Origin of the sequence: Acetobacter sp. (genome assembly GCF_022483985.1) — a bacterium.
In the GTDB taxonomy this organism is placed as follows: domain Bacteria; phylum Pseudomonadota; class Alphaproteobacteria; order Acetobacterales; family Acetobacteraceae; genus Acetobacter.
In genome coordinates this window covers 1,917,852-1,940,139 of record NZ_JAKVME010000001.1, presented here as the reverse complement: position 1 = coordinate 1,940,139, position 22,288 = coordinate 1,917,852, and the positions used below count along the sequence as shown (strand labels likewise).

20 protein-coding genes and 1 tRNA gene are annotated in these 22,288 nt (G+C 53.6%); 18 read left to right on the top strand and 3 right to left on the bottom strand.

The window, feature by feature from the left end:
* Positions 1 to 14 precede the first annotated feature (14 nt).
* From flgC to LKE90_RS08550, 15 genes are all read left to right on the top strand, one after another.
* On the top strand, positions 15 to 422 hold the full coding sequence (gene flgC, locus LKE90_RS08620) for a flagellar basal body rod protein FlgC (RefSeq protein WP_291494142.1): 408 nt from the start codon (positions 15 to 17) through the stop codon (positions 420 to 422).
* On the top strand, positions 419 to 760 hold the full coding sequence (locus LKE90_RS08615; protein ID WP_291494144.1) for a flagellar hook-basal body complex protein FliE: 342 nt from the start codon (positions 419 to 421) through the stop codon (positions 758 to 760). Before flgC ends, LKE90_RS08615 begins: the two co-directional genes overlap by 4 nt.
* A 22-nt stretch (positions 761 to 782) precedes the next feature.
* Positions 783 to 1,055: a flagellar biosynthetic protein FliQ gene (locus LKE90_RS08610; protein ID WP_291494146.1), complete on the top strand. Its 273-nt coding sequence runs from the start codon at positions 783 to 785 to the stop codon at positions 1,053 to 1,055.
* Positions 1,052 to 1,855: a flagellar biosynthetic protein FliR gene (locus LKE90_RS08605; RefSeq protein ID WP_291494147.1), complete on the top strand. Its 804-nt coding sequence runs from the start codon at positions 1,052 to 1,054 to the stop codon at positions 1,853 to 1,855. Before LKE90_RS08610 ends, LKE90_RS08605 begins: the two co-directional genes overlap by 4 nt.
* Positions 1,856 to 1,889: 34 nt before the next feature.
* Entirely contained in the window at positions 1,890 to 2,975 is a 1,086-nt protein-coding gene (locus tag LKE90_RS08600; protein ID WP_291494148.1) for an EscU/YscU/HrcU family type III secretion system export apparatus switch protein, read from the top strand.
* A gap of 102 nt (positions 2,976 to 3,077) precedes the next feature.
* Positions 3,078 to 4,310: a TIGR03862 family flavoprotein gene (locus tag LKE90_RS08595; RefSeq protein WP_291494149.1), complete on the top strand. Its 1,233-nt coding sequence runs from the start codon at positions 3,078 to 3,080 to the stop codon at positions 4,308 to 4,310.
* Positions 4,311 to 4,338: 28 nt separating this feature from the next.
* Positions 4,339 to 5,811 carry an ATP-binding protein gene (locus LKE90_RS08590; RefSeq protein ID WP_291494150.1) on the top strand — a complete coding sequence of 491 codons (1,473 nt, stop codon included), beginning with the start codon at positions 4,339 to 4,341 and terminating at the stop codon, positions 5,809 to 5,811.
* 200 nt (positions 5,812 to 6,011) lie between these two features.
* A complete protein-coding gene (locus LKE90_RS08585) occupies positions 6,012 to 7,184 on the top strand; it encodes an HlyD family secretion protein (protein WP_291494152.1) in 1,173 nt (390 codons plus the stop codon).
* Positions 7,181 to 8,764, top strand: coding sequence for a DHA2 family efflux MFS transporter permease subunit (locus LKE90_RS08580; protein WP_291494154.1), 1,584 nt, complete (start codon positions 7,181 to 7,183; stop codon positions 8,762 to 8,764). Before LKE90_RS08585 ends, LKE90_RS08580 begins: the two co-directional genes overlap by 4 nt.
* Before the next feature lie 66 nt (positions 8,765 to 8,830).
* On the top strand, positions 8,831 to 9,562 hold the full coding sequence (locus LKE90_RS08575) for a JAB domain-containing protein (protein ID WP_366509557.1): 732 nt from the start codon (positions 8,831 to 8,833) through the stop codon (positions 9,560 to 9,562).
* Between the two features lie 443 nt (positions 9,563 to 10,005).
* Positions 10,006 to 10,689, top strand: a complete 684-nt coding sequence (locus LKE90_RS08570; protein WP_291494158.1) for a tetratricopeptide repeat protein — start codon at positions 10,006 to 10,008, stop codon at positions 10,687 to 10,689.
* A 257-nt stretch (positions 10,690 to 10,946) separates the two neighbouring features.
* The gene (locus LKE90_RS08565; RefSeq protein ID WP_291494160.1) at positions 10,947 to 12,281 is read left to right on the top strand and encodes an amidohydrolase family protein; all 1,335 of its coding nucleotides are present in this window, start codon (positions 10,947 to 10,949) and stop codon (positions 12,279 to 12,281) included.
* 85 nt (positions 12,282 to 12,366) lie between these two features.
* A complete protein-coding gene (locus LKE90_RS08560) occupies positions 12,367 to 13,527 on the top strand; it encodes an SMP-30/gluconolactonase/LRE family protein (protein WP_291494162.1) in 1,161 nt (386 codons plus the stop codon).
* A 160-nt stretch (positions 13,528 to 13,687) separates the two neighbouring features.
* Positions 13,688 to 13,762 (top strand) — tRNA-Val (locus LKE90_RS08555).
* Positions 13,763 to 13,891: 129 nt separating this feature from the next.
* Entirely contained in the window at positions 13,892 to 15,169 is a 1,278-nt protein-coding gene (locus LKE90_RS08550) for a tyrosine-type recombinase/integrase (RefSeq protein WP_291494164.1), read from the top strand.
* A 2,219-nt stretch (positions 15,170 to 17,388) separates the two neighbouring features.
* Here the strand turns inward: LKE90_RS08550 and LKE90_RS08545 are convergent.
* Complete coding sequence (locus LKE90_RS08545; RefSeq protein ID WP_291494166.1) at positions 17,389 to 17,796, bottom strand: hypothetical protein; 408 nt, start codon at positions 17,794 to 17,796, stop codon at positions 17,389 to 17,391.
* 118 nt (positions 17,797 to 17,914) lie between these two features.
* On the bottom strand, positions 17,915 to 18,037 hold the full coding sequence (locus LKE90_RS08540; RefSeq protein WP_291494168.1) for a hypothetical protein: 123 nt from the start codon (positions 18,035 to 18,037) through the stop codon (positions 17,915 to 17,917).
* 2 nt (positions 18,038 to 18,039) lie between these two features.
* On the opposite strand from LKE90_RS08540, the gene LKE90_RS08535 reads away from it, so the two are divergent.
* From LKE90_RS08535 to LKE90_RS08525, 3 genes are all read left to right on the top strand, one after another.
* Positions 18,040 to 18,498, top strand: coding sequence for a tyrosine-type recombinase/integrase (locus LKE90_RS08535; RefSeq protein ID WP_291494180.1), 459 nt, complete (start codon positions 18,040 to 18,042; stop codon positions 18,496 to 18,498).
* A 384-nt stretch (positions 18,499 to 18,882) separates the two neighbouring features.
* Positions 18,883 to 20,457, top strand: coding sequence for a Fic family protein (locus LKE90_RS08530; protein WP_291494169.1), 1,575 nt, complete (start codon positions 18,883 to 18,885; stop codon positions 20,455 to 20,457).
* A gap of 324 nt (positions 20,458 to 20,781) precedes the next feature.
* On the top strand, positions 20,782 to 21,168 hold the full coding sequence (locus tag LKE90_RS08525; RefSeq protein WP_291494171.1) for a hypothetical protein: 387 nt from the start codon (positions 20,782 to 20,784) through the stop codon (positions 21,166 to 21,168).
* 330 nt (positions 21,169 to 21,498) lie between these two features.
* On the opposite strand, the gene LKE90_RS08520 is transcribed toward LKE90_RS08525, so the two are convergent.
* Positions 21,499 to 22,104, bottom strand: a complete 606-nt coding sequence (locus LKE90_RS08520; RefSeq protein WP_291501020.1) for a recombinase family protein — start codon at positions 22,102 to 22,104, stop codon at positions 21,499 to 21,501.
* Between the last annotated feature and the right edge of the window lie 184 nt (positions 22,105 to 22,288).

The window sequence follows — 22,288 nt, the reverse complement described above, 5'->3', positions numbered from 1 at the left end:
GGAGGGATTGGATAATGGATATTAATGCGACATTATCCATCTCCGCGGCAGGAATGGAGGCTCAGTCAGAGAGACTGCGTGTCGTGGCAGAAAATATCGCCAACAAGGACACTGTCGGTTCCACACCTGGCGCTGATCCTTATCGCAGAAAAACCATTTCATTCGAAAATGTTCTTGATAGAAACACGGGGGTCTCAAAAATAAGGACCAAGAAAATCGGACACGATATGTCCGATTTCGAAATGCGTTATGATCCAACGAATCCTGCTGCGGATACAAAGGGCTATGTCAAAATGCCCAATGTGAACACCATGGTTGAGGTTGTTGACTCGCATGAGGCCCAGAGATCCTACGAGGCGAATCTGAATACCTTTCAGACAACCCGCACAATGGCAACCCGGACAATAGATCTTCTGAAATGATAATCACTTCGGCCACGAGTAATTCCGCTGCCGCAGCAGCCTATGCCAAAACCCAGTCATCTTTGGAGATGGGGTTGCCGGCAGATGATGCCGATGGAGTCGTGTCCGGCGCATCAGGCGCACAGAAATTTGGCGACGTGCTGGCAACTGCGATCGAGGGAGCCGTTTCCAGCAATAAAGAAGCCGAGATGAAGGCTGCGTCGGGCCTGACGGGGCACGGTAACCTGACTGATATTGTTACCTCTGTGTCTCAGGCTCAAATGGTGCTGCAAACTGCATCTGTTGTGCGTGACAAGGTGATTCAGTCCTATCAGGATATCATGCGTATGACGATTTAAGTATTGACCGGGATTTTATTAAATGAATTCAGTTGATGTGGCATCCGTATTAAGAGAAACACTTTTTGTGGCCGTAAAGGTAGGCGCTCCTGCATTGCTGGCTTCCATGGCTGCGGGATTGCTGGTGTCCATTTTTCAGGCGGTAACGCAGATCAATGAGTCGACACTGGCGTTTCTTCCCAAATTTCTCGCATCAATGGCGGCGTTGCTGGTGGGTGGGCCTTTCATGTATGGGACACTCGTTACATATGCCCGTCATGTTTTTGATCAGTTGATTGTTGCCGGGGCGTCTTGAATCCGGATCTTGATCAGTTTATTGCAACGCTGCCAGAACAGGCGGTAATTTTTATTGCCATTCTTGCAAGAGTGGCCGCGATGTTTGTCGCTTTTCCGGCTTTCATGTTTCAGTCAACGCCGACAACAGTCAGGGCGGCGATGGCAATCGGCGTCAGTCTTCTCCTGTTCCCACTTGTGCAGCCGCAGTTTGCTTCCGCCGTCTCCGATGACGTCATGGTCCCGAGCCGTCTTCTCATACTGCTTTGTTCTGATTTCCTCAGCGGTGCGTTGATCGGATGGCTCGCGCAACTGATGATGCTATCTTTTCCAATTTCCGTTCAGATCATGTCAACATTTATTGGTATATCGAACGTGTTGCAGCCAGACCCGGAACTGGGCGCGCAAAGCACACCGCTGAGCCATCTGGCGCAACTATCGACCACGCTGATTGTTTTTTCTTCCAGTCTTTATATTTTTCCTTTGAATGCGCTTGTGGGCAGTTATCAGATTTTTCCGCCCGGACATTTTCCATTTCTGGGAGATGCTGCCAAAACCGTCGCTAAAGCAACAGAGTATTCCTTTTTTCTGGCATTCCAACTGGCAATGCCCGTCGTTCTGATCGGCACCATATGGCCCATCATGCTGGGGCTTCTAAGTCGTTTCTCGCCGGGATTGCAGGTCTACAATCTTGCAATGCCCGCTCAGTTGCTGGGGGGCATATTTCTGCTGGCCCTGCTGCTTAAGGGCATGCTGTCTGTCTGGACGCATGCGGCATCCGCAGGGCTGGTTCAGTTGCCTGGATACGGACTCATCCATTGAATACAGATATTTTTTCATGTCGGATTTAACGTAAATGGCAGAATCCGGTAGCGGTGATAATACAGAAGCCCCAACGGGACGAAGACTTGAGAAAGCCCGCGAACAGGGTAATATCGCCCAGTCGAGGGAGCTTCATATCTTTTCTGGTCTGGGGCTGGCCACTATCGCTCTGGTTATGATTGTTCCATCCAGCGCACGAAGCTTTATGTCCCAGATGGCGGGTCTCTGTGATCATGTTGAGGAAATTCACCTCAACCCCGCAACTGCGGCTTTCCTTCTGGAAATGAGCTGCAAGATGCTGATTATGCTGGCCTTTCCTGTTGTTATGGCTGCTGTGGCCGGTGGAATTGCAACAGCAGCGATGCAGTCCGGCTTTCTGTTTCGTCCTGAAGCCTTGATACCTGACATAGGAAGATTGAATCCTCTCAAGGGTATCAAGAAGATGTTTGGCGTTTCGAGCCTCATCGAGGCCTTGAAATCCATTCTGAAAGTCGTCGTCTTTTCCCTTATCCTCTATGGTGTGGTGAAGGATGTCCTTGTTCTCGCGCCGAGGACGATGTTCTGGTCCGCTGAAACTTTTTCGGCGCAGATAAGTAAAATCACGCTCAGGGTTCTGATTGCGGTTCTCGTTGTGCAGGTGGCGATCATCGTTCTTGACGAAGGATGGACACGCTACAAAAGACTTCAGGATCTGAAAATGAGCCGTCAGGACATCAAGGATGAGATGAAGGATTCTGATGGCGACCCCCATGTCAAGGGACGTCAGAAACAGTTGCGGATGCAGCGCAGCCGGAAACTGATCAGGAAGGCGGTGCAGTCAGCGACAGTGGTTGTCACGAACCCGACTCACTATGCCGTCGCCCTGTCCTATGAAGTCGGCTCAAGTGGCGCACCAAAGATCGTCGCGAAAGGCGCTGATGAACTGGCTGGACGGATCAGGGAATTTGCTTACGAGGCGAAAGTGCCCGTTATCTCGAACCCGCCTCTGGCCCGCTCCTTGTATCAGTTTCCGGAAGATACTGAAATTCCATACGAATATTTTCAGGCGGTTGCAGCCATTATTGCGCATGTATGGCGTTTGAAGCAGCCCGCCGGGACGCAGCGCACGCCGGTAATGTAAGGCGTCTTTAATTGCTCCGCTTTGTGCCGTTCTTCGCGCCTCTATCTTTTCCGGACGGTTTACGGATAGGAAGCCCAAGAGACGGACAGCAGGGGCATCACCATGACAGAGCAAAGCAGGCCACAGGTGCTGGTGATTGGCGGCGGTCCTTCTGGACTTGCGGCCGCTGAAATTCTGACGGGTGGACACTGTGAGGTGACCGTCGTTGATCATATGCCGAGCTTCGGTCGTAAATTTCTGATGGCCGGTCGGAGTGGTCTCAACCTGACGAACGCCGAACAGGAGACCGCTTTTTTGCAGAGATATGGTGCGGCTCAGGATTGGCTTGCGCCCGCTTTATCTGCTTTTTCTCCGTCCATGATGACAGTGTGGGCCGAAGAGCTGGGCCAGCCCTGCTTCACGGGAAGTTCCGGCCGCGTTTTTCCGAAAGCGATGAAGGCGTCGCCGTTGTTGCGGGCCTGGTTGAAGCGGCTTGCGGATCGAGGAGTGCATTTTCGGGCGGGAATGCGGTGGCAGGGCTGGAAGAGTAACGGCGATGTCGTGCTGGTCTCCCGGAACGGTAGTGAAGAGACCCTGAGAGCCGACGCCACGGTGCTGGCTTTAGGTGGCGGGAGTTGGACACGGCTGGGTTCCGACGGCGGATGGGTGCCCCTTCTGTCTGCCGCCGGTGTTCCGGTCGCAGCACTGAGACCGGCTAACTGCGGTTTTCATGTCGAATGGTCGGAGGGATTCAGGGAAAGATTCTCCGGTGCCCCGCTGAAACGCATAGCCTTGTCTTTTGCCGCTGAAACCTGCCGGGGGGAGGCTGTGATCACCCGGAAAGGGCTTGAAGGTGGGGCGGTTTACACCCTGTCGGCGCTTCTGCGGGATGCGCTGGAGCGTGATGGAACGGCTGACGTCCTGCTTGATCTGCGCCCTGATTTCGATGTCTCCCAGATGACGGAAAGACTGAAACGATCCCGTGCTCGGGAAAGCCTTTCCAATCGTCTGCGGAAAGCATTGCAGTTGTCTCCTGTCGCCGTTGGTCTGTTGCGCGAAACAGGAGAAATTCCGGCTGACCCCGAGCAACTGGCGCAACGTCTGAAGACCATTCCAATACGGCTGTCCGCAACGGAACCCCTTGAGCGCGCCATCTCCTCTGCGGGAGGCGTCTGTCAGAGCGGTGTGGATCAGAGGTTTATGCTGAAAGAGCTGCCGGGCGTTTTTGCCTGCGGCGAAATGCTCGACTGGGAAGCCCCCACCGGAGGCTATCTTCTGCAGGCGGTCATCGCGACAGGGCGGGCTGCGGGGCAGGGCGTTCTGGACTGGCTTGCCGAGAGGGAGCTGGTTGCCTGAAAAGGAGTCGGGACTGTATCGGGGCGTCATGACCAGCACCATCGAATTGGGTGAGATTGTCGGCGGCGGCCCGGCAATGATGAATCTCGCCGAACTGCTTGCAACCCGTCTGCTCGTGCAGGGCAACTCGGGCTCCGGAAAATCGCATCTGCTCCGGCGTCTGCTGGAGCAGACGGGAAATCTTGTGCAGCAGGCGATTATCGATCCGGAAGGCGATTTTGTCAGTCTCGCCGAGGCCTACAGCCACCTCGTGATTGATGCGGCGGAACATACGGAAGTGGCGTTACAGGCAGCGGGAGAGCGGATGCGGGTGCATCGGGCGTCCGTGGTCCTCAATCTGGAAGGACTGGACGCCGATCTTCAGATGAAGCGGGCGGCGGCGTTTCTCGGTGGCATGTTCGATGTGCCCCGGGCGCACTGGTATCCGGTGCTGGTCGTGGTGGACGAGGCCCAGCTTTTCGCGCCGGCTGCTGCGGGGGAGGTCTCGGATGAGGCCAGACGGGCCTCGCTGGGGGCGATGACCAACCTGATGTGCCGTGGTCGCAAGCGCGGACTGGCCGGCGTGATCGCGACGCAGCGGCTGGCCAAGCTCGCTAAGAACGTCGCTGCTGAAGCCTCCAACTTTCTGATGGGTCGCACGTTTCTTGATATCGACATGGCGCGTGCGGCCGATCTGCTTGGAATGGAACGGAGGCAGGCGGAAGCCTTCCGCGATCTTCAGCGTGGCACGTTTGTTGCGCTTGGTCCGGCCCTGTGTCGCCGCCCTGTCACGATCCGGATCGGGAAGGTTGAAACTGAAAGCCGTTCAGCGGGTCCAGTGCTGGAACCGTTCAGGCCTCCGACCGAGCAGGTGGCTGATCTGATTCTCGCGCCCCTGCCCGAAGCGGAGGTGATGCAGCGTGCAAAGCGTCCCGTCGCGCCGCCGCCGCCGGATTTGCTGACACAGCTCGCCACACATGGGGCTTCTCTGGCTGAAACGGAGACCGCCGAGGAAGAGAACGCTGTCGATCCGCGTGAGCGTCGCAGGCAGATGGAAGCGGTTCTGCGGGATGTGCTGGCGGAAGATGATGGTGGATTCCGTCCACCGGCTTCGCTCTATCAGGATTTCCTCGTCCGGTGTCGTATCGCCGGATTCGGACGGGATGCGATGGATATGAAGAGTTTCCGGCGTGCGCTCGCATCGGCCCGGAGCGGTATCAGTGTTGAAGCCGCGGAAACATCCGACTGGCAGGACGCGGAAGCTGTGGCGTCGACGCTGCCCGAAGACATGCAGGGGGTGTTTCTCTATCTGGCGCGCGCGGCGCTGGAGCAGGCGGTCTGTCCTTCGGACACAACAGTCGCCAGGGTCTATGGAACGCACTCGACCGGGCGCGCGCGGCGTATTCTGGGATGGCTCGAAGAGCAGAACGTCATCGTGCTCAGGCTGGATGGCGCGGGGCGTCGTCGTGCGGCGATTATCGGTCTGGGCTGGGAGACGTTGCCGGGAGATCCCGGACTGTAGAGTGCCGACAAGGCTGGCCGGGGAGAGAGGGGCAGGTCTTTTGCCGGGTGTCTGATATGTGAGTTGCGAGGTGGAGTGCGTCTCCCGACTTGATGGGGCGGCGCTGGCATGCGATGAAACTGACCGAACCGATCGGTCAGCGCAGCAGCAATCAGAGCGCTGGCCATTGAAAAGCCCGGGATCAGGCGGACGGAGACGGCATGGCCGACGGACAGCAGACACAGGACAGCACGCAGGACGAAAAGAAGAAGCCGGAGAAAAAGCGGAATCCGCTGATCCGCGTCATCCTTATTCTTGCGCTTCTGCTGATTATCATCGGCGCCGCTGTTTACTGGTTCATGCACCGCTTCGAAATCGAGACGGATGACGCCTTTACGGCAGGGCGTTCCATCACCATTGCGCCGCACGTCGCCGGATACGTGACTGAGTTGCTGGTGGACGATAACCAGTTCGTTCACGCCGGGCAGTTGCTCGCCCGCATCGACAGCCGTGACTGGCAGGCCGAGCGTGACCGCGCCATCGCCAGTGTCCAGCAGAGCGAGGCCAGCATGACCGCTCACCAGATGATGCTGGCTGTGGCCGAGAAAAACTTCCCCGGACGACTGACGGCGGCGCAGGCCGAGCTGTCTGCCGCGAAAGCGGATGAGTTCAAGGCGTTGACCGATTACAGGCGGCAGCATTCGGTCGAGCATGCGGCGACGACTCAGCAGGATATTGATTATTCCAAGGCGGCGCTTGATCAGGCCAGAGCCCATGTGCAGCAGGCTGAGGCGCAGGTTGTGATAGCGACCCCGGTCGAGCCGAATATTGGCAATGCGCGGGCGGCTGTCGCAGGAGACAGCGCTGATCTGGCAAGCGCAAAGGCGGCGCTGGTCAAGGCGGAGCTGAATCTGGGCTGGACAGAAATCCGCGCTCCGCATGACGGCTGGATTTCACAACGCAATATCGAGCGTGGCAATTACGTGACGGCCGGGCAGAGCCTGTTCTCAATCGTGGAGCCTGAAGTCTGGGTGATTGCGAACTACAAGGAAACGCAGATCACCAATATGCGGCCGGGGCAGCAGGTGGATATCTCCATTGACGCCTATCCCTCGCATGATCTGCATGGCCATATCGACTCGCTGCAGAAGGGAACCGGCGCGACTTTCAGTGCTTTCCCGCCTGAAAATGCGACCGGAAACTACGTGAAGATCGTGCAGCGTGTCCCTGTGAAAATCCGTATCGACAGTGGACTCAATCCGGACATTCCGCTGGCGCTGGGTCTCTCGGCCGTGCCCGTCGTGCATACGGACAGCGCTGCCGCACGTGGTTCCGATGGACATGTCGTCAACCGTGATCCCGGCCACGAACAGCTGGAGCAGGGCAACCCATGAGCGCGGCCTCCAGCGACGTCGAGAAAAAGGACGAGAACTGGAAGCCAAAATACAATCCGTGGCTCGTCGCTTTCGTGGTGACCATGGCGGCGTTCATGGAGATTCTGGACACGACCATCGTGAACGTATCGCTGCCGCATATCGCCGGCAGTCTCTCCAGTACATATGACGACGCCACATGGACGCTCACATCCTATCTTGTGGCCAATGGCATCGTGCTGACCATTTCCGGCTGGCTTGGAAAACTGTTTGGCCGGAAGCTCTATTTCATGGTCTGTATCGGGATGTTCACCGTAACATCCTTCCTGTGTGGCATTTCCACCAGTCTGGGCGAGCTGATTTTCTTTCGCCTGATGCAGGGGTTTTTCGGTGGCGGGCTTCAGCCCAACCAGCAGTCGATCATCCTTGACGTGTTCCCGCCGGAGAAACGGGCGGCCGCGTTTGGGCTGACGGCCATTGCGGCGGTCGTCGGGCCTGTGCTTGGGCCGACGATGGGTGGATGGATCACCGACAATTTCTCATGGCGCTGGATTTTCTTCATCAACGTGCCGTTCGGTATTCTCACCACGATCGCCGTCGGGTTCCTTGTGGAAGATCCGCCTTGGGCGAAGAAGCGCCGTGAGCCGTTTGACGTGATCGGCATCAGCCTGATCACCCTCGGCTTCGGCTGTCTTGAGATCATGGTCGATCGTGGCGAGGATGATGACTGGTTCGGCTCGACCTTCATCTGCATCATGGCGGTGCTGGCGGCGATTGGCATCATCGGCGCCATCATCTGGCTGCTGAAAGCGAAGCGTCCGGCTGTAGACCTCAATGTTTTCAGGGATCGCAATTTTGCGGTTGCAACCTTCCTGATGGGCGCCATGGGCGCGTTGCTCTATTCGTCCGCTATTATCGTGCCTCAGTTTGCACAGCAGGTGATGGGGTATACGGCCACCCTGTCAGGGCTTGTGCTGTCACCGGGTGGTATCGCCATGATCATCCTGATTCCCATCGTGGGAAAGCTGATGGGACTGGTACCGATCCGCACGGTCATTGCGCTCGGCTTCACGCTGATGGGATGCTCACTGTTCTGGTCGGCGAATCTTACGCCCACGACTGATTTCAAGTCTCTGGTGTTTTTCAGGATGAGCCAGACCGCATGCCTGGCTTTTCTGTTTGTGCCGCTGTCCACGATTGCCTATGCGACCCTGCCGCGTTCCATGAACGCGGATGCTTCGGCACTGTTTTCGATGGTGCGGAATTTTCTGGGCTCGTTGAGTATCTCGGGAGCGACGGCTCTGATCATTGAGCGTCGGCAGGCGCACCAGTCTGATATGGTTCACTGGATGACGCCGTTTCACCAGCCTTACAATGACTATCTGGCGCGTGGACGGCAGGTCGCCCTCGATCATAATCATCAGCCGCAAGCGAGCGCGCTAGCGACACATCACCTGTTTACGGACTTCAGTCAGCAGGTCGCCATGCTGGCGTACAATGAAGCTTTCATGATTTTTGGAATCGCCGCCTTCTGCATCGTTCCGTTCTGTTTTCTGCTTTCAAAGATGAAAAGTGGAGGGAAGCCGACAGCAGTTCACTGATCTGACGAAAAGACGGTATCAGCCCGCTGTCTTGGCATTCAGTACGTTCAGTGACAGAATCTGTTCATGCCCGGCTTCCCATCCAGTTCCCGTCCAGATGAGACGCTCCCATTCGCGAGCACGGGGCCTTATGGCCATCGCAGGAGAATGCGGGAGCGTGTGATCGCACGCAGCGCGTCTGTTCTGGCTGATTATGAACTGCTGGAGATGCTGCTGTTCTGTGGCGTTCAGCGTGGCGACACGAAGCCGCTGGCAAAAGCTCTGATCAATCAGTTCGGTTCTTTCGCGGGCGTTCTGTCCGCGCCGGTTGCGGCTTTGAAAACTGCCGGACTGAACAGTGACAGTATCGCAGCTCTCAGACTTTCCTCGCTGGCGGCCCAGCGTCTTGGGGGAGCGGAGGCGAGGGAACGTCCTCATCTGGGAAACTGGGAAGCTCTGCTCGGATATTTCGATACCGCTCTGGAAGGGGCTGTGCCGGGGCAACTGCGTGTGCTGTTTCTCGATAATAAAAACCGTCTTCTGGCGGACGAGGCCTTGCCCGGACCATCCAGTCAGGGGAGGGAGACCCAGCAGGAGGCTGCGGATATTCTCCGGCGGGCTCTGGAAGTCCATGCGACCGCGCTGATTCTGATCCGTCTGTGCGGTGAGGGGGCCGAGCCGCAAAAAATTATTGGGCTGGACGAGCCTCTGGCGCGTGAACTGGTCAGAGCTGGTGGCTTTCTTGCCATGACGCTGCACGATGTGTTCGCGCTGCATGGAGGAAGTTGGGCCAGTCTGAAGCAGTTGGGGCGGTTGTGACGCACCGGTTTACCCCTTCATTCGAAAACAGATTATAAGATATGGAATCTATTAAACGCTTCTGCTGAATGTATTCCGCTTTGTGGACTTTCAGGATGATGGGAGTGCGCCTGCGCTACCGAAACCGGACTTCGTCCTGTGCGAGCCTGTCGCGGGCAGGGCGTCTGGGATACTGCACAGGTTGTGTCTGCTCTGACCCGCTGACAGGGCATCGGCTTTATGTCCGAAAATCCGCAGAAGTCAGCCAGTCCTCCGACTTCCCGAATATCTTATCAAAATGCGTGGGTTTGTTTACAGGTGGTTGACATTCACCGGCTAGTTTGAGTTTCAAACTTTATCAAAAAGCTTTAAATCAAAGGGTTATTCAGTTGAAACTATTAACACGCCACGCAGGCCTCATCGGATGCCTGTTACTGGCCGCCTGTTCTCATTCACCGGCGACGGTGGACAGACAACTCGCTGTTGCGGATATCGAAGTGCAAAACGGCCAAGAGGAAAGCGCACTCCCGCAGTTGATTGAACTGAACCAGCGTTATCCCAACAATCCCGCCGTTCTGCTCAGGCTCGCCAGAACGCATGAGGCATTGGGGAGAGAAACGGCTGCCATCGAGTTTTACAAGAAAATCATCGGAATCAATCATGATTCCAAGGATGGCTGGATGGGGCTTGTCAAAATATACATGCGCCGCAAGCCTGAGACAGCTCTGACCATTCTGGAAAATATGGTCAAGCTCTATCCTGACGACCCACATATCGTTGATGATTATGGTGTGGCTCTGGATCTGAACGGTCATTACGCCGAAGCGCAGGCCGAGTATAAGCGGGCGATTCAGATTGATCCCAGTATGGTTTCGCCTGAGGTCAATCTCGGTCTTTCCATTGGCCTGTCAGGAGATGTCTACAAAGGTCTGGCCATCATCAAGCCATATGCCATCACAGGCGATGCAGCGCCGCGGACGCGGGAAAATTATGCCCTTCTCCTCATCGCCGCCGATCATGTGGAGGAAGCCAAGGTTGTTCTGATTTCCTATCTTCCGCCGGATGCGGCGGCTGCCAAATTCAGAAAACTCTCGGAATTCTGGGCGCTCCACGGATCTCAGAAGCGTATTTCATCTGGCAATAACTGAGAGATTCGGATAACTGTAAGCTTGTCGTGAAACCAGCTTAGCCTTTCCGACACTCTTGTTTCCTGCTTCTGCCATGAAGACCGGAACGAGCTGAATGTATTCGGAAAATGGTTTGTGTGGCTGGAATTTTGTCACTGTCAGGTTTGGTGGGCTGTCAAAGCGGCCCTGCTATAGTTGCCTGAAGTCATTTTTCCACACGTCTCTGAAGGAACGAATTCAAGCTTTATATCGTTGATGGAAAAAGCGTGGAGTTTGTAATGAGACAATTCAGTCTGGCAACAGCAGCCTTTCTGCTCTCGGCAGTGCCCGCTTTTGCAGACTCTGCGCCTGTTATCGCCCTGACACATATACGGGTCATCGACGGTACGGGCGCGCCTCCCATGGAGGATGTCACACTGGTCATGCAGAGTGGCCGTATTCTGGCTGTCGGGAAAGGTATCAGTGTTCCCGGTCGCGCCCGTATTCTGGATCGCTCGGGCGACACGGTGCTCCCCGGTCTCATTTCCGATCACAGCCATGTCGGACAATATGAGAGCGTCGTAGCCGGTCCTCAGTTTTACACGCGCGCCACCATCATCTCCGAGCTTGAACAGTATCGTCGTTACGGCGTGACGACCGTCACAGCTCTGGGCAATAACGCGCCGGATGTGTTCGATCCGCTACGACGGGACGCTCACGCAGGCAAAACGCCAGCCGATCTTTTCGGTGTGGATCAAGGGATCGGGGTGCCCAAGGGGGCTCCTCCGGTCAATGTCACGGCTGATCAGCTATTCCGTCCCCGAACGGCGGAAGAAGCCCGTCATGATGTGAATATCATGGCGGATGAAGGTAGCGATCTGGTCAAAATCTGGGTTGATGACTTCGATGGCTCTCTGCCGGTTAAAATGGCTCCCGACATCATCTCCGCTGTCGTGGATGAGTCCCACAAGCGCAATCTGCGTGTTGCTGCACATATTCATGATCTCGACGATGCAGAACATGTTGTCGCGGCTGGTGTGGATATTCTTGCTCACGGAATACGGGACAAGCCCGTCCCTCCGGCTCTGATCGAAAAGCTGAAATCCGGGCAGATCTGGTATATCGCGACCCTGGAACTCGATGAAGCCAGCACGGCATGGGCTGAGCATTCACCGTGGACACAAACAGCCTTTACGCTTGCCGGGCTATCGACGCCATTGCTTCGGCAGGTCAGCGATCCGGTCTGGCGGCAGAAGCACATGACCGGCAAGCAGGCTGATTTCGCGAGGGCCTCACTTGCGATGAATCTGCAAAACCTTAAGACGCTCTACGATGCGGGCGTCAAGATTGGTTTTGGAACAGACAGCGGTGCAATGCCGCTTCGCGTGCCCGGTGTGGCGGAACATAGGGAACTTGCCCTGACTGTTCAGGCAGGAGTGCCAGCACTCGCAGCCATCCACATTGCCACTCAGAACGCTGCCGATCTGCTGCATCTTTCCGACAGAGGTGTGATCGCTGCTGGTAGGCGGGCTGATCTTCTGGTGGTTTCAGGAAATCCCGCGGTCGCGATCGGAGATGCCGACAGGATTGTTGAAACATGGGAAAACGGGACGGTAACAACAACTCGTCCCTGATGACTTCCCCTGACATCAGGCTTCGATGATATATGATCACCTTGTCCTGACTGCCATTACTTTGCCTCAAGCTGTTTTTGGAAAAATGAAAAAGCTGTATTTCCTGCTGATGACAGGTGTTCTCTGTGTTGCTACGGTTTCCACGACACAGGCCGCTTCTACGGCGATCACCAGTAATCTTGATCCGGCATTTGGCGCCAGCGGCACAGTGGAAATTGTCGCAACGATTGACGCTCCCGACCCGTCAGGGATTGCTGTCGTCAATAATCGTCTGTTTCTGACTTTCCCGAAGCATGATGGCGATCATCCGGGACCGGTGCTCGCAGAATGGAAGAATGGACAGCTCATTCCATTTCCTTCATCGGCTTTTTCGGAATCAGCACAAGGTGATCCTGCATCCCGGCTTATCTCCCCTCACGGGATGACCACGGATACACAGGGTAATATCTGGGTCATAGATGACGGGAAAATCAAAGGACACTCCATTCCTGCGGGTGGGGCTAAAGTTGTAGGTATCAGTCCGACAAGCGGTCAGATCATCGCCAGCGTGATTCTGAAAGAGGCTTTACTGCCTGACAGTCACATGAACGATCTGCGCGTCGATCTGACGCATGGCGCGAAGGGCACGGCGTTCATTACCGACAGCTCCTTCGGAGGCCATCCCGCCCTCGTTGTCGTGGATATCGCCACAGGTCGGCAGAGACGTGTGCTGGCGGGGCATGTGTCAACCATGCCAGATAAAGGGTATCAGACTGTTCTGGATGGGCGAGTGCTTCATTATGATTCCACACACCCCACATTCCCGGCTGGCGGGGCTGACGGAATAACACTCTCCGTTAACTCACAGACGCTCTATTATTCGCCACTGGCCAGCCGTCGTCTTTACAGTCTGTCTACGGCGCAGTTGGCTGATTTTTCCGTCAGTTCAGACGAACTCGCTCAGCGTGTTGTCGATGAAGGCGAGAAAGGTGCGGCGGATGGTCTTGCCACCGATCCATGGAATCGCATCTACACCACAGCGGCAGATCATGATGCCATTTTTCGTCGTAACCCGGATGGCGGGTTTGAGCTGATTGCCTCCGACCCGAGATTCGTATGGCCGGATGGAATCTTCGCCGATTCCCGGTATGTCTATGTCGTTCTTGGCCAGTGGAGCCGCCTTCCGCGGCTACATGGCGGTCAGGATATGCGCAGACCACCTTTTCTGGTGGCAAAAGTCCCGATCACACCTCCTGCATCTCAGTAAAAAGGCTCGGTCTGGGCTTCCGCTCCGTTTTCAGTCTGACGTGGACGGCTGGTCTTTTTGTGTGGGTGAGTGGGATCATTCGCTCCGTGGCGCGTAAAATTACCCATTTGTGTCTTGCGCTCTTTGTCCGTTCTGGCTATGAGCTGCCTACGCAAAATCGGGGTGCGTAGCTCAGCGGTAGAGCATCGCCTTCACACGGCGGGGGTCACAGGTTCAATCCCTGTCGCACCCACCACGATTTTCCAATAAAATCAAACACTTAGCTGGATTTTTCCCTTATACATTTTAGGGATATATCCACTTTTGACCCTAGCGTAGTTCTAGCACAAGATTTTCCACATCAAGGAAAATCAAGGACTTAGCTATGAACGAAAATCATCGTAAGCACAGAATTAGCACAGTAGGGCAAGCGCCGCCTGTTCAGCCATTCACATTGTTTATACCCACCGGCACAAAAAACTATTCAATGCGCTTTTCTATCGCCGGTCATGGACAACAAAGGATAGCGTTAAAGACTGCCTTTTATCCTGATGCCCTGTCATTGGCTTATAGAAAATATTGGGGTGCAGTAAACAAAGCCGAATCAGGTCAGTCATTAAAGATTAAAACCACTGAATCACTTATAAAACAATGGATGTCCCTAAAACGTCCACCTGAATTACATCAGAAAACGTCATACAGACAAACAGTGATGACCCGTTATTTTGGTTCGTTCATTGGCAATCAGTCTATTACAGACAAGACAATGGCCAGCTATCAGCAATGGCGTAATACCTATTGGACAGAAGGACCGGGCAAGGACATCACCCACTTGGAATATCGGCGTGCAAGGCCAGAAGATGCCCTTATTAAAAGTCCGGGGATGCTAATCCGTTCACCTGTCACGGATTCAATGCGGAAAGCACCTAGCCAATCCACCGTCCAGCATGAAAACGCCATTCTAAGGGACTTCTTTCAATGGATGAAACAGGAAGGCCACCTATCACAAATTCCATCATTCACTAAACCAAAGAAAACAAAATCTACTGATAACAGGCCATCTTTCACAGATAAGGAATTGGCGAAGTTTCGTGCCATCACCATGAAACGCCTACAGCAATCAACAGAAACCAATCGCCATTCCCGTTTCCTGTTCTGGGCCTTCACTGAAATAATGATAGACAGCGGCTTGCGTGATACGGAATGTCTACACCTTAAATGGTCAGATATTATAAACTTCACTACTGACACCAAACCAATCGACAATAAACTATCCATACAGATACAGGGTAAATCCAAATCAAGAACCTGTATCCCTAACCCGTCCATTATTCATCCCTTACAGGTGTTATATGCAGAACAGAAACCTAATACAGACGACTATCTATTCACCTATAAAAATGGAAACAGGGTTTCATCCTTTTCTGAACAGATGAATGAAACATTGAAAGATGCAGACTTAACCACTGATTATCGTGGCGTTAAAAGAACCTGTTATTCATTCAGACACTACTACATCACCAAAGGACTTAACAACGGCATAGATATCCATCTGCTTGCCAGAAACACAGGCACGTCAGTTTCAATGATAGAAAAGCATTATTCCCATGTATCACTAGAACAGCACAGGGACAGGATAATACCAGACCACATGCGTTTATAATTAAATGATTGATGTCGATGCTAGTCTTGTCTTTAATAATGCACAGACAGGGCTTTATATCGGATTACGGGCAAATGCCGGTGATGCCGGTGATATGCCGGGGCAAGGAAATCGCTTCCACCGGCACCAATAACACCAATTTTAACGATAATTCACGCAAATAAGGGAAAAACAGGTCATTTCAGGCCAAAAACAAGGGATGCCGGTGATGCCGGTGATGCCGGTGATAATTTCCTGTTTTATTAGATATTGTTTTTTTTATACGAAAAAGAAGAAAAAAATATATATATAAGTGAAATCTGTGTTTTTTGCCCCTTTTCCCCCGCATCACCGGCACAGGGCAGTCCCTTGAACCAGTGACCATCCTGTGACCTGTGACCACCCCCCCCACCGGGATACCCATCCGTCAGCAAGACCACCCCCCGAAGCATCGCGCGGTTGATGAAATTGGTACGCCTGTCATTTTTTCACTTTCAAATAATTTAATAGGTATAGATCATAGCTGATTCATTTAATAATCACTGTAGCGGCATCCTGTGCTATTTTAGGGCTATGTTTCTGCTTATTGGTATCGGCAAGGACAGGAACAAAGCAATACCTGTTTGTTCCTGCTGTCCCTTACTTGTCCCTGAAAAAACCAAGGAAAACCAAGTGGTTACAGCCATAACGGGATAAACGGGATGTTTTCTTCTTGTTTTATTCTTAAGAAAAAAAGTAAAAATATATATTATACATATATGGAATTGCCCTTGTCCCTGTCCCTTTATCCCGTCCTATCGAAAAAACCAAGGAAAACCAAGGGTTCTAGCCTATCAGGTCTTGTCCCTTTTATCCCGTGTTTATCCCGTGTTTATCCCGTTGACGGGACAAGCGGGATAAAGTTGACCATCATGTGACCTGTATAGCGGTATATTAAATGAAAGGCATAGATTATACCCAATTCATTTAATAATTACACAGCGGCTTTAAATCAAGGAAATGCCGATATGACCAGAATACGGCATTTATACAGCAATTTTGTAGTATGGAAACTACAAAAAACCAGCAAAACAAACAAAAATTACCCCTGAAAAACGTGATTAGACCGCCATTATTTCTATCCATACATCAATTTTGCTGTATATTTCTAAAAAATTATTATTAATAATAATATATATAAAGATGATAATGGGAAATATACAACAAAATTGCTGTATCAACACATCGGCGCTTCTTTTCTACCAGCGCAAGGACTTATCTATAGAAAAGCATGGCTGATATGTATAAATTGCATAGATAAATGACGTTACTGATTATCGGTTTATTTCCGATAATTTTCCGATATAAAAGCGATAATTTCCGATTGACTTCCCAAGCCATTACTGAATCAAAATTATAGCATCAATCGGATTTAAGGAACCCAAGGACATCGACATCAGCGACACCCATCACCCGGCATGGACCTACATCAGGCCACACGCCTATCCGCCCACTAAACCAAAAGCAGATCACCCAGTCCCATTACCCGGCATGGACCTATTTCACCACACGCTCCGCTGTGCGGAGCGGTGGGATCAATCGGATTAACTACACCCTGCCTTGTTTCTAAGGGGGGCAATAAGGGGGACAAGGACTACCAAGCCAAATCACATCAGCAGATAACCCACGTAAATCAGCTAAGGTTCGGTTTCTACCATAGGCACCAAACCCGTCACCAAGCAGGATCAACCACCCGGTATGAACCCAAGGGTATCAATCAGATTTATACCCATCCCACAGCATAGACATCAGCGATAGCAGCCAAATCTGTCTTCTGAAATATCCTACATCACCGCCACACGCTCCGCTCTGCGGAGCGGTGGGATCAATCCGTCTGACATCGACATCACCGATGGAATCGACTTCACCTAATCCATCCACCAGACAGGTTACAGTATCACCAGCCCTTGATATAATACGCTTCACCACTTGATGAATCGGCCCGAATCGGTCAAAAAAATATGTAACAAAAACAAGGACTTATTCATGCCGGAAGCCGCTTCACACGGCGGGGGTCACAGGTTCAATCCCTGTCGCACCCACCACGATTTGGCTGAAAAACGGCTGATTTCTCACGATAATAAATTTTTAGAGATAATCATTTCGGTTCACGCGAATACATTTTGGGTCATAGAAAGCCGCTTCTGCACACCTAAATCCGTGCAGTCATTCTGCGAGTCTATGCCTCTCTGAATCGCCCCTCAAACACCCCCGCGCAACTGGACCGCAGGCTGCATTTGGTCCCGCCAATGTGGCGCTGGGACCAGAATAAGCAATCCGATTAACGACACCGTTTCGTAGAGTCGCCATGACGTGGCACGTGCCGTGCCCTCTCCCAGAGACAGATCAAACGAAAAAGGCGTCTTGAGATCCAGCGGACCTTGGACTGGCCGATCCTGTCGCCAGACCATAATCTCTTGTCCATCGCGGATCTCGTCCTGGTCAGGGATTCCTGCGCAGGAGACCATGTCCGCACGTGTAAAGCCTATCAGCTGGCGGCGCGCTTGATTTGGAATTTCCGAGCAGGCAGCCTGTAAACCAATCAGACCCATAACTGCTGACAATCGACCAACCTGACAACAGAAGCCGCCGATGTGTAAACCGATCATCGTCGCCCGCTTCCATCATACGGCCACCTGAGGCGGTGCCTGGACCAGACGATGGCAACGACGAGCCCCTGGCTCACCGCAACCATCACCACACAGGCTGGTATGAACCAGCCCGGCATCAGCCAGCCTGGACAGCAGCGTTGCCGTCATCCAATTGCTGGCGGGCAAAATCCCACTCAGCCTCGGTTGGCGCACGATCTTCCCGAATAGGCTGAAGAAGAGCCTTGATGTCCTCGATCATGACTGGCGTCGCCTGTCTACACCGGAGCGCGACGCGGATCCATTCTCGCCCTCACATGGGACCGAGTGAACTGGCAGACCGGCATGATTGATTTCCAGGAACCCGGCAAGCCATTGACCAGCAAACGCCGATCCATCGTCCCCATGACAAAGGCGCTGAGGGCAGAGATGGAGAGAGCCAAAGGTCTATCAATTGGCAACTATGTCGTCGAGTGGCACGGGAAGCCAGTCCCCAAAGGGCTGCGTTGGCCATTTGCCAAGGCGTGCGAGCGAGCTGGGCTGACGGGGAAGCCGACACCGCATCATATCAAGCACTCAGTGGCTTCATGGTTTGCAATGGATAGGGTGCCTATCGATCAGGCATCGGACTGGCTGGCGACTGATCCAGCCACCCTGCGGCGCGTCTATAGAAAATTTGACCCGACCTATCTGAGGGGTATCGCCGATGATTTCGAGTTGTAGTGGTTCAATTGAACCACTAACTCTTTATCAGCCTGATGATTTTATCTAATAAAATCAATGGCGTGCCGACGACAATGAAACTGAGAACTGGAACCTGTTGATATCGCTGGAATAAAATAAACTGACTATCTCGAGATGGATTGAGTGTTCGAAACATCGACCTGCAGGCCGAACGTCTGCTTCGGGGGAGCGGGTGGTCTGCATTCCGACGAATTGTATTGGAAAACAGCTATTTTGTTCTGTATCGGGCCTTGTCAGTCTGCCTTGGCCCGGCTTTTCCGGAGACTCGTTCACCCGCAGCGTAAGTCTTTTCTTGCAATATTGCTGATTTCTAATCGAATATGAACAATCGTAATCGGTTTTTTCGAATGAGGCGTATTTCTAATGGCGGACACAGAAAGGTCCACACTGCTTGGGGGGCGATGGCTCGGCGATAACTTTGGCGTTGATCCGTGCTGCGGCTTTCCCGTGACCAGCACGACCGGTTCGCGCCGGGAGAGCCGCCATCATGGTTTTGAGAGCCATGAAGTTTACCCGGAAAGCATGCGCCCCGCTGAGAGCCCCGCTGGACATCTTCAGTTCCATTTACGTTATGAACCAACCAACCTCGAACTGCTGGCGCGGGTATTTGAAGTGTCGGGACCTGATTTCGTGCGAGACTGGATAGAGCGGGAACCGACCGGGCAATACGCACGCCGCGCCGCCTTCCTCTATGAGTTTCTGACGGGACAGGAACTGGAAACCGAAGCGGCGGTCGGTGGCAACTATGTCTCCGCGTTGAATGACGAACTGGTTGTTACCGCAAGCCAGGATCAGGCCATCAATATTAAAAAGTGGCGTGTGCGGGATAACATGCCCGGGACAAGGCATTTTTGTCCTTCCGTTTGGAAAAGTCAGCAGCTGGAGGGTGCCGCAGGTTTCAACATCGCAGCCAGATATACCCGCCTGCAGGAGGATTTCGGCGATGACATGCTTGCGCGGGCAGCAGTCTGGCTGACCAATCGGGAGAGCAAGGCGAGCTTTGCAATTGAGGGCGAAGCAGACCAGACCGACAAGATTGCCCTCTTCAGCCATGTGCTGGCAACCAGGACCGGCAAGGGTGCAATCCCTCTTATCGGTCCGGCGCTCGTTGAGCTGCAGAAGGATATCATCGGCCCGAAAACGTTCATCAGCAGTTTCGGTCCCAGAAAATCACCGGTTTTTGTAGGTGAGAACACGATACGCGGGGAAGTCGTACATTATGTAGCGCCGCCACCGGAAGACCTGAAGGATATGCTTGATGGACTTGCAGCCTTCCTCAAAAAAACCCGGGGGCAGTCACCCATCCTGCGTGCTGCAGTCGCTTCCTTCGGTTTTGTCTACATTCACCCTCTGGCAGACGGGAATGGTCGGACACACCGCTACCTCATCAATGACATTCTCTGCCGGGATAACGCTATCCCGGATGGTGTCATCATTCCGGTGTCCGTTGCCATTATGGCCGACAAGACAAGCAGGCGTCACTACGATGCGATCCTTGAGTGCGTCTCAAATCCTCTGATGAGGGTCGCGCGTCCGCATGTGTCTTTCGCGTCGAAAAACAAAACCTATTCGGACGGTATTCAGTCCAACCTCGTATTTACTGGCGATGGAGTTGCCCGGCCAGCGTGGCGCTATCCGGACCTTGCCCGGCATGTCGATTATCTTGGGCACGTTATCAGGCTTACGATGGACGAGCACATGCAGGAGGAGGCTGACTATCTCCGGCGTCACTATACGGCGCGCGGGCTGATCAAGGCCATGCTGGACATGCCGGACAAGGATGCTGACCGCATCATTCGAAGCCTGCAATCCAACGACTTCATCGTCAGCAACGGTCTGCGGAAGGAATTCTCAGGACCTGAAGTCGCCCACCAGGTCACAGATGACGAATGGAAAGGCTTTGCTGAGAGCGTGAGGTCGGCCTTCCAGAATGACTGAAGTCTCGCAGGCGAGGGAAAGGATAGGGCACCAGGCACCGCATATACCGTGTAGCTACGTCTGCTTCGAAGCGACGAAGTGCTGCGTTCTGGACATTCGGCAACGCAGAGGGTGGCTGGCGTCTGACCGGGATCACAGATATGCGCGAGATGACTGGAAAGGGGCATTATGTCGGGGATCAGATGAGCAGGGAGGAAAGCTCTGGTTCTGTTCTGACGATGTCGACTATGTTGCACGAGCGACAAAAACCATTCGGTTCGGTGCGGAGGGCAGTCATGTTCCCCAACCACGCACCGCTTGCCGTCGCCGATCGCACCGGATCTGATGGAAGAGGCGCTCGCGCTCTATCGTCAGTGTTTTGAATCGTCAGAACGCCTCCCGAAGTCTTGCGCCATGCTGGCTGTCAATGCGATTATTGGAGAAATACTCACCGAGGCGCAGCATGCTGCAACTTCACTGGAGCAGCATTTTGTTGCGTTGTGCCGCGGGTGTCCAACGCAATTTCCAGCCTCTCGATCCGTCTTATGGAGTGAACAGGAACAGGCGTTCATCAACCGGACTCTGCGTTATATGTTTACAGGAACGGCTGACGTCGTAGCGGCAAGGATTTCTGCGTTCATACAACAGTACCAACCCGACGAGTTTATGATTGGTCCCCTCTTCTCACAGGCTGCAAGGCGACGGCCCTTGCCGGGATTGCACAGAGACTGATGGGGCGTCAGTTAGTGGAAGTTTCGTGATTTTATCATCATATGTTCGGACCGGAAGTCCTGCGGGTCTGTAATAATATCTTGCAAGGAGTGATTGCGACATCGGCCAGCAATCCGGAGAGGTCAGTGATCTCCTCGCGATCAGATGCATGACGTCGCTTTCCTTCTGGAGCATGCCTGTCACCGCCAGTATCTGCCGATGATGACGATGTACCGTTCCCGCAGAGCCTTGCGAAGAAAGGCCTGGGGATGATCCCTCAGGGTCAGGCCAAGCCGGTTACAGTCCCGCATGACTTCTGCTCCATCGCACATGGGTTGCGGAAACTCAGCTTTATGATTCTTCGTCGGGCGGCACGGCTTTCTTTCTGCTTCGATGACTGTCCGCGCCTGTTGCGATACGTGAAACGGTACCCGCGCTGATTCCAAATGCATCGGCCACAGCCTTCAGGGGCTCTCCTTCCTGTCGTCTGCGTGCGATTTCCTCGCGCTGGAGGCCAGTAATCCGGGCGGGACGTCCCATTCTGACGCCCATTTCCTGTGCTCGCGCCCGGCCTTCAGCGGTTCGTGTCCGGATGAGATCCCGTTCCACATCGGCAAGGCCTCCCAGAACAGCCAGCATCAGACGGCCCGTGCTGGTTGTCGTGTCTGCCCATGGTTCTGCAAGTGAGTAGAACTGCGCCCCCTTCTGGGTAATTTCCCTCACGATGGCGAAAAGATCGAAGGTGCTGCGGGCAAGGCGGTCGATACGTGTGACGACGACGGTATCACCGTTGGAAAGGCTTTTTAAAAGTCTTCGTAACTGGATTCGTTCCGCATCGGCTCCGCTGGCTTTTTCCCGGAAGATTTTCTCGCAGCCGAATGCCTTGAGAGTGCGGAGCTGCATATCCAAAGTCTGCCCGACCGTGCTGACCCGGGCATAACCGGTTTTCCGCGCCATATTTTGCCATCCATGCTCGTGATGGCGGCATCCTACGACGCACAGTCAAATTTGCGCAACGCTTGATTTGCGCAAATGCATTTTAGACTAGGCTTCTTCGCCTTGGACTTGCTTCGAGCCTAACTTCCACATGGACCGAAAGCAAGAAAATTGTCATCGAAAAGCAAACAGACCCCAAAATATT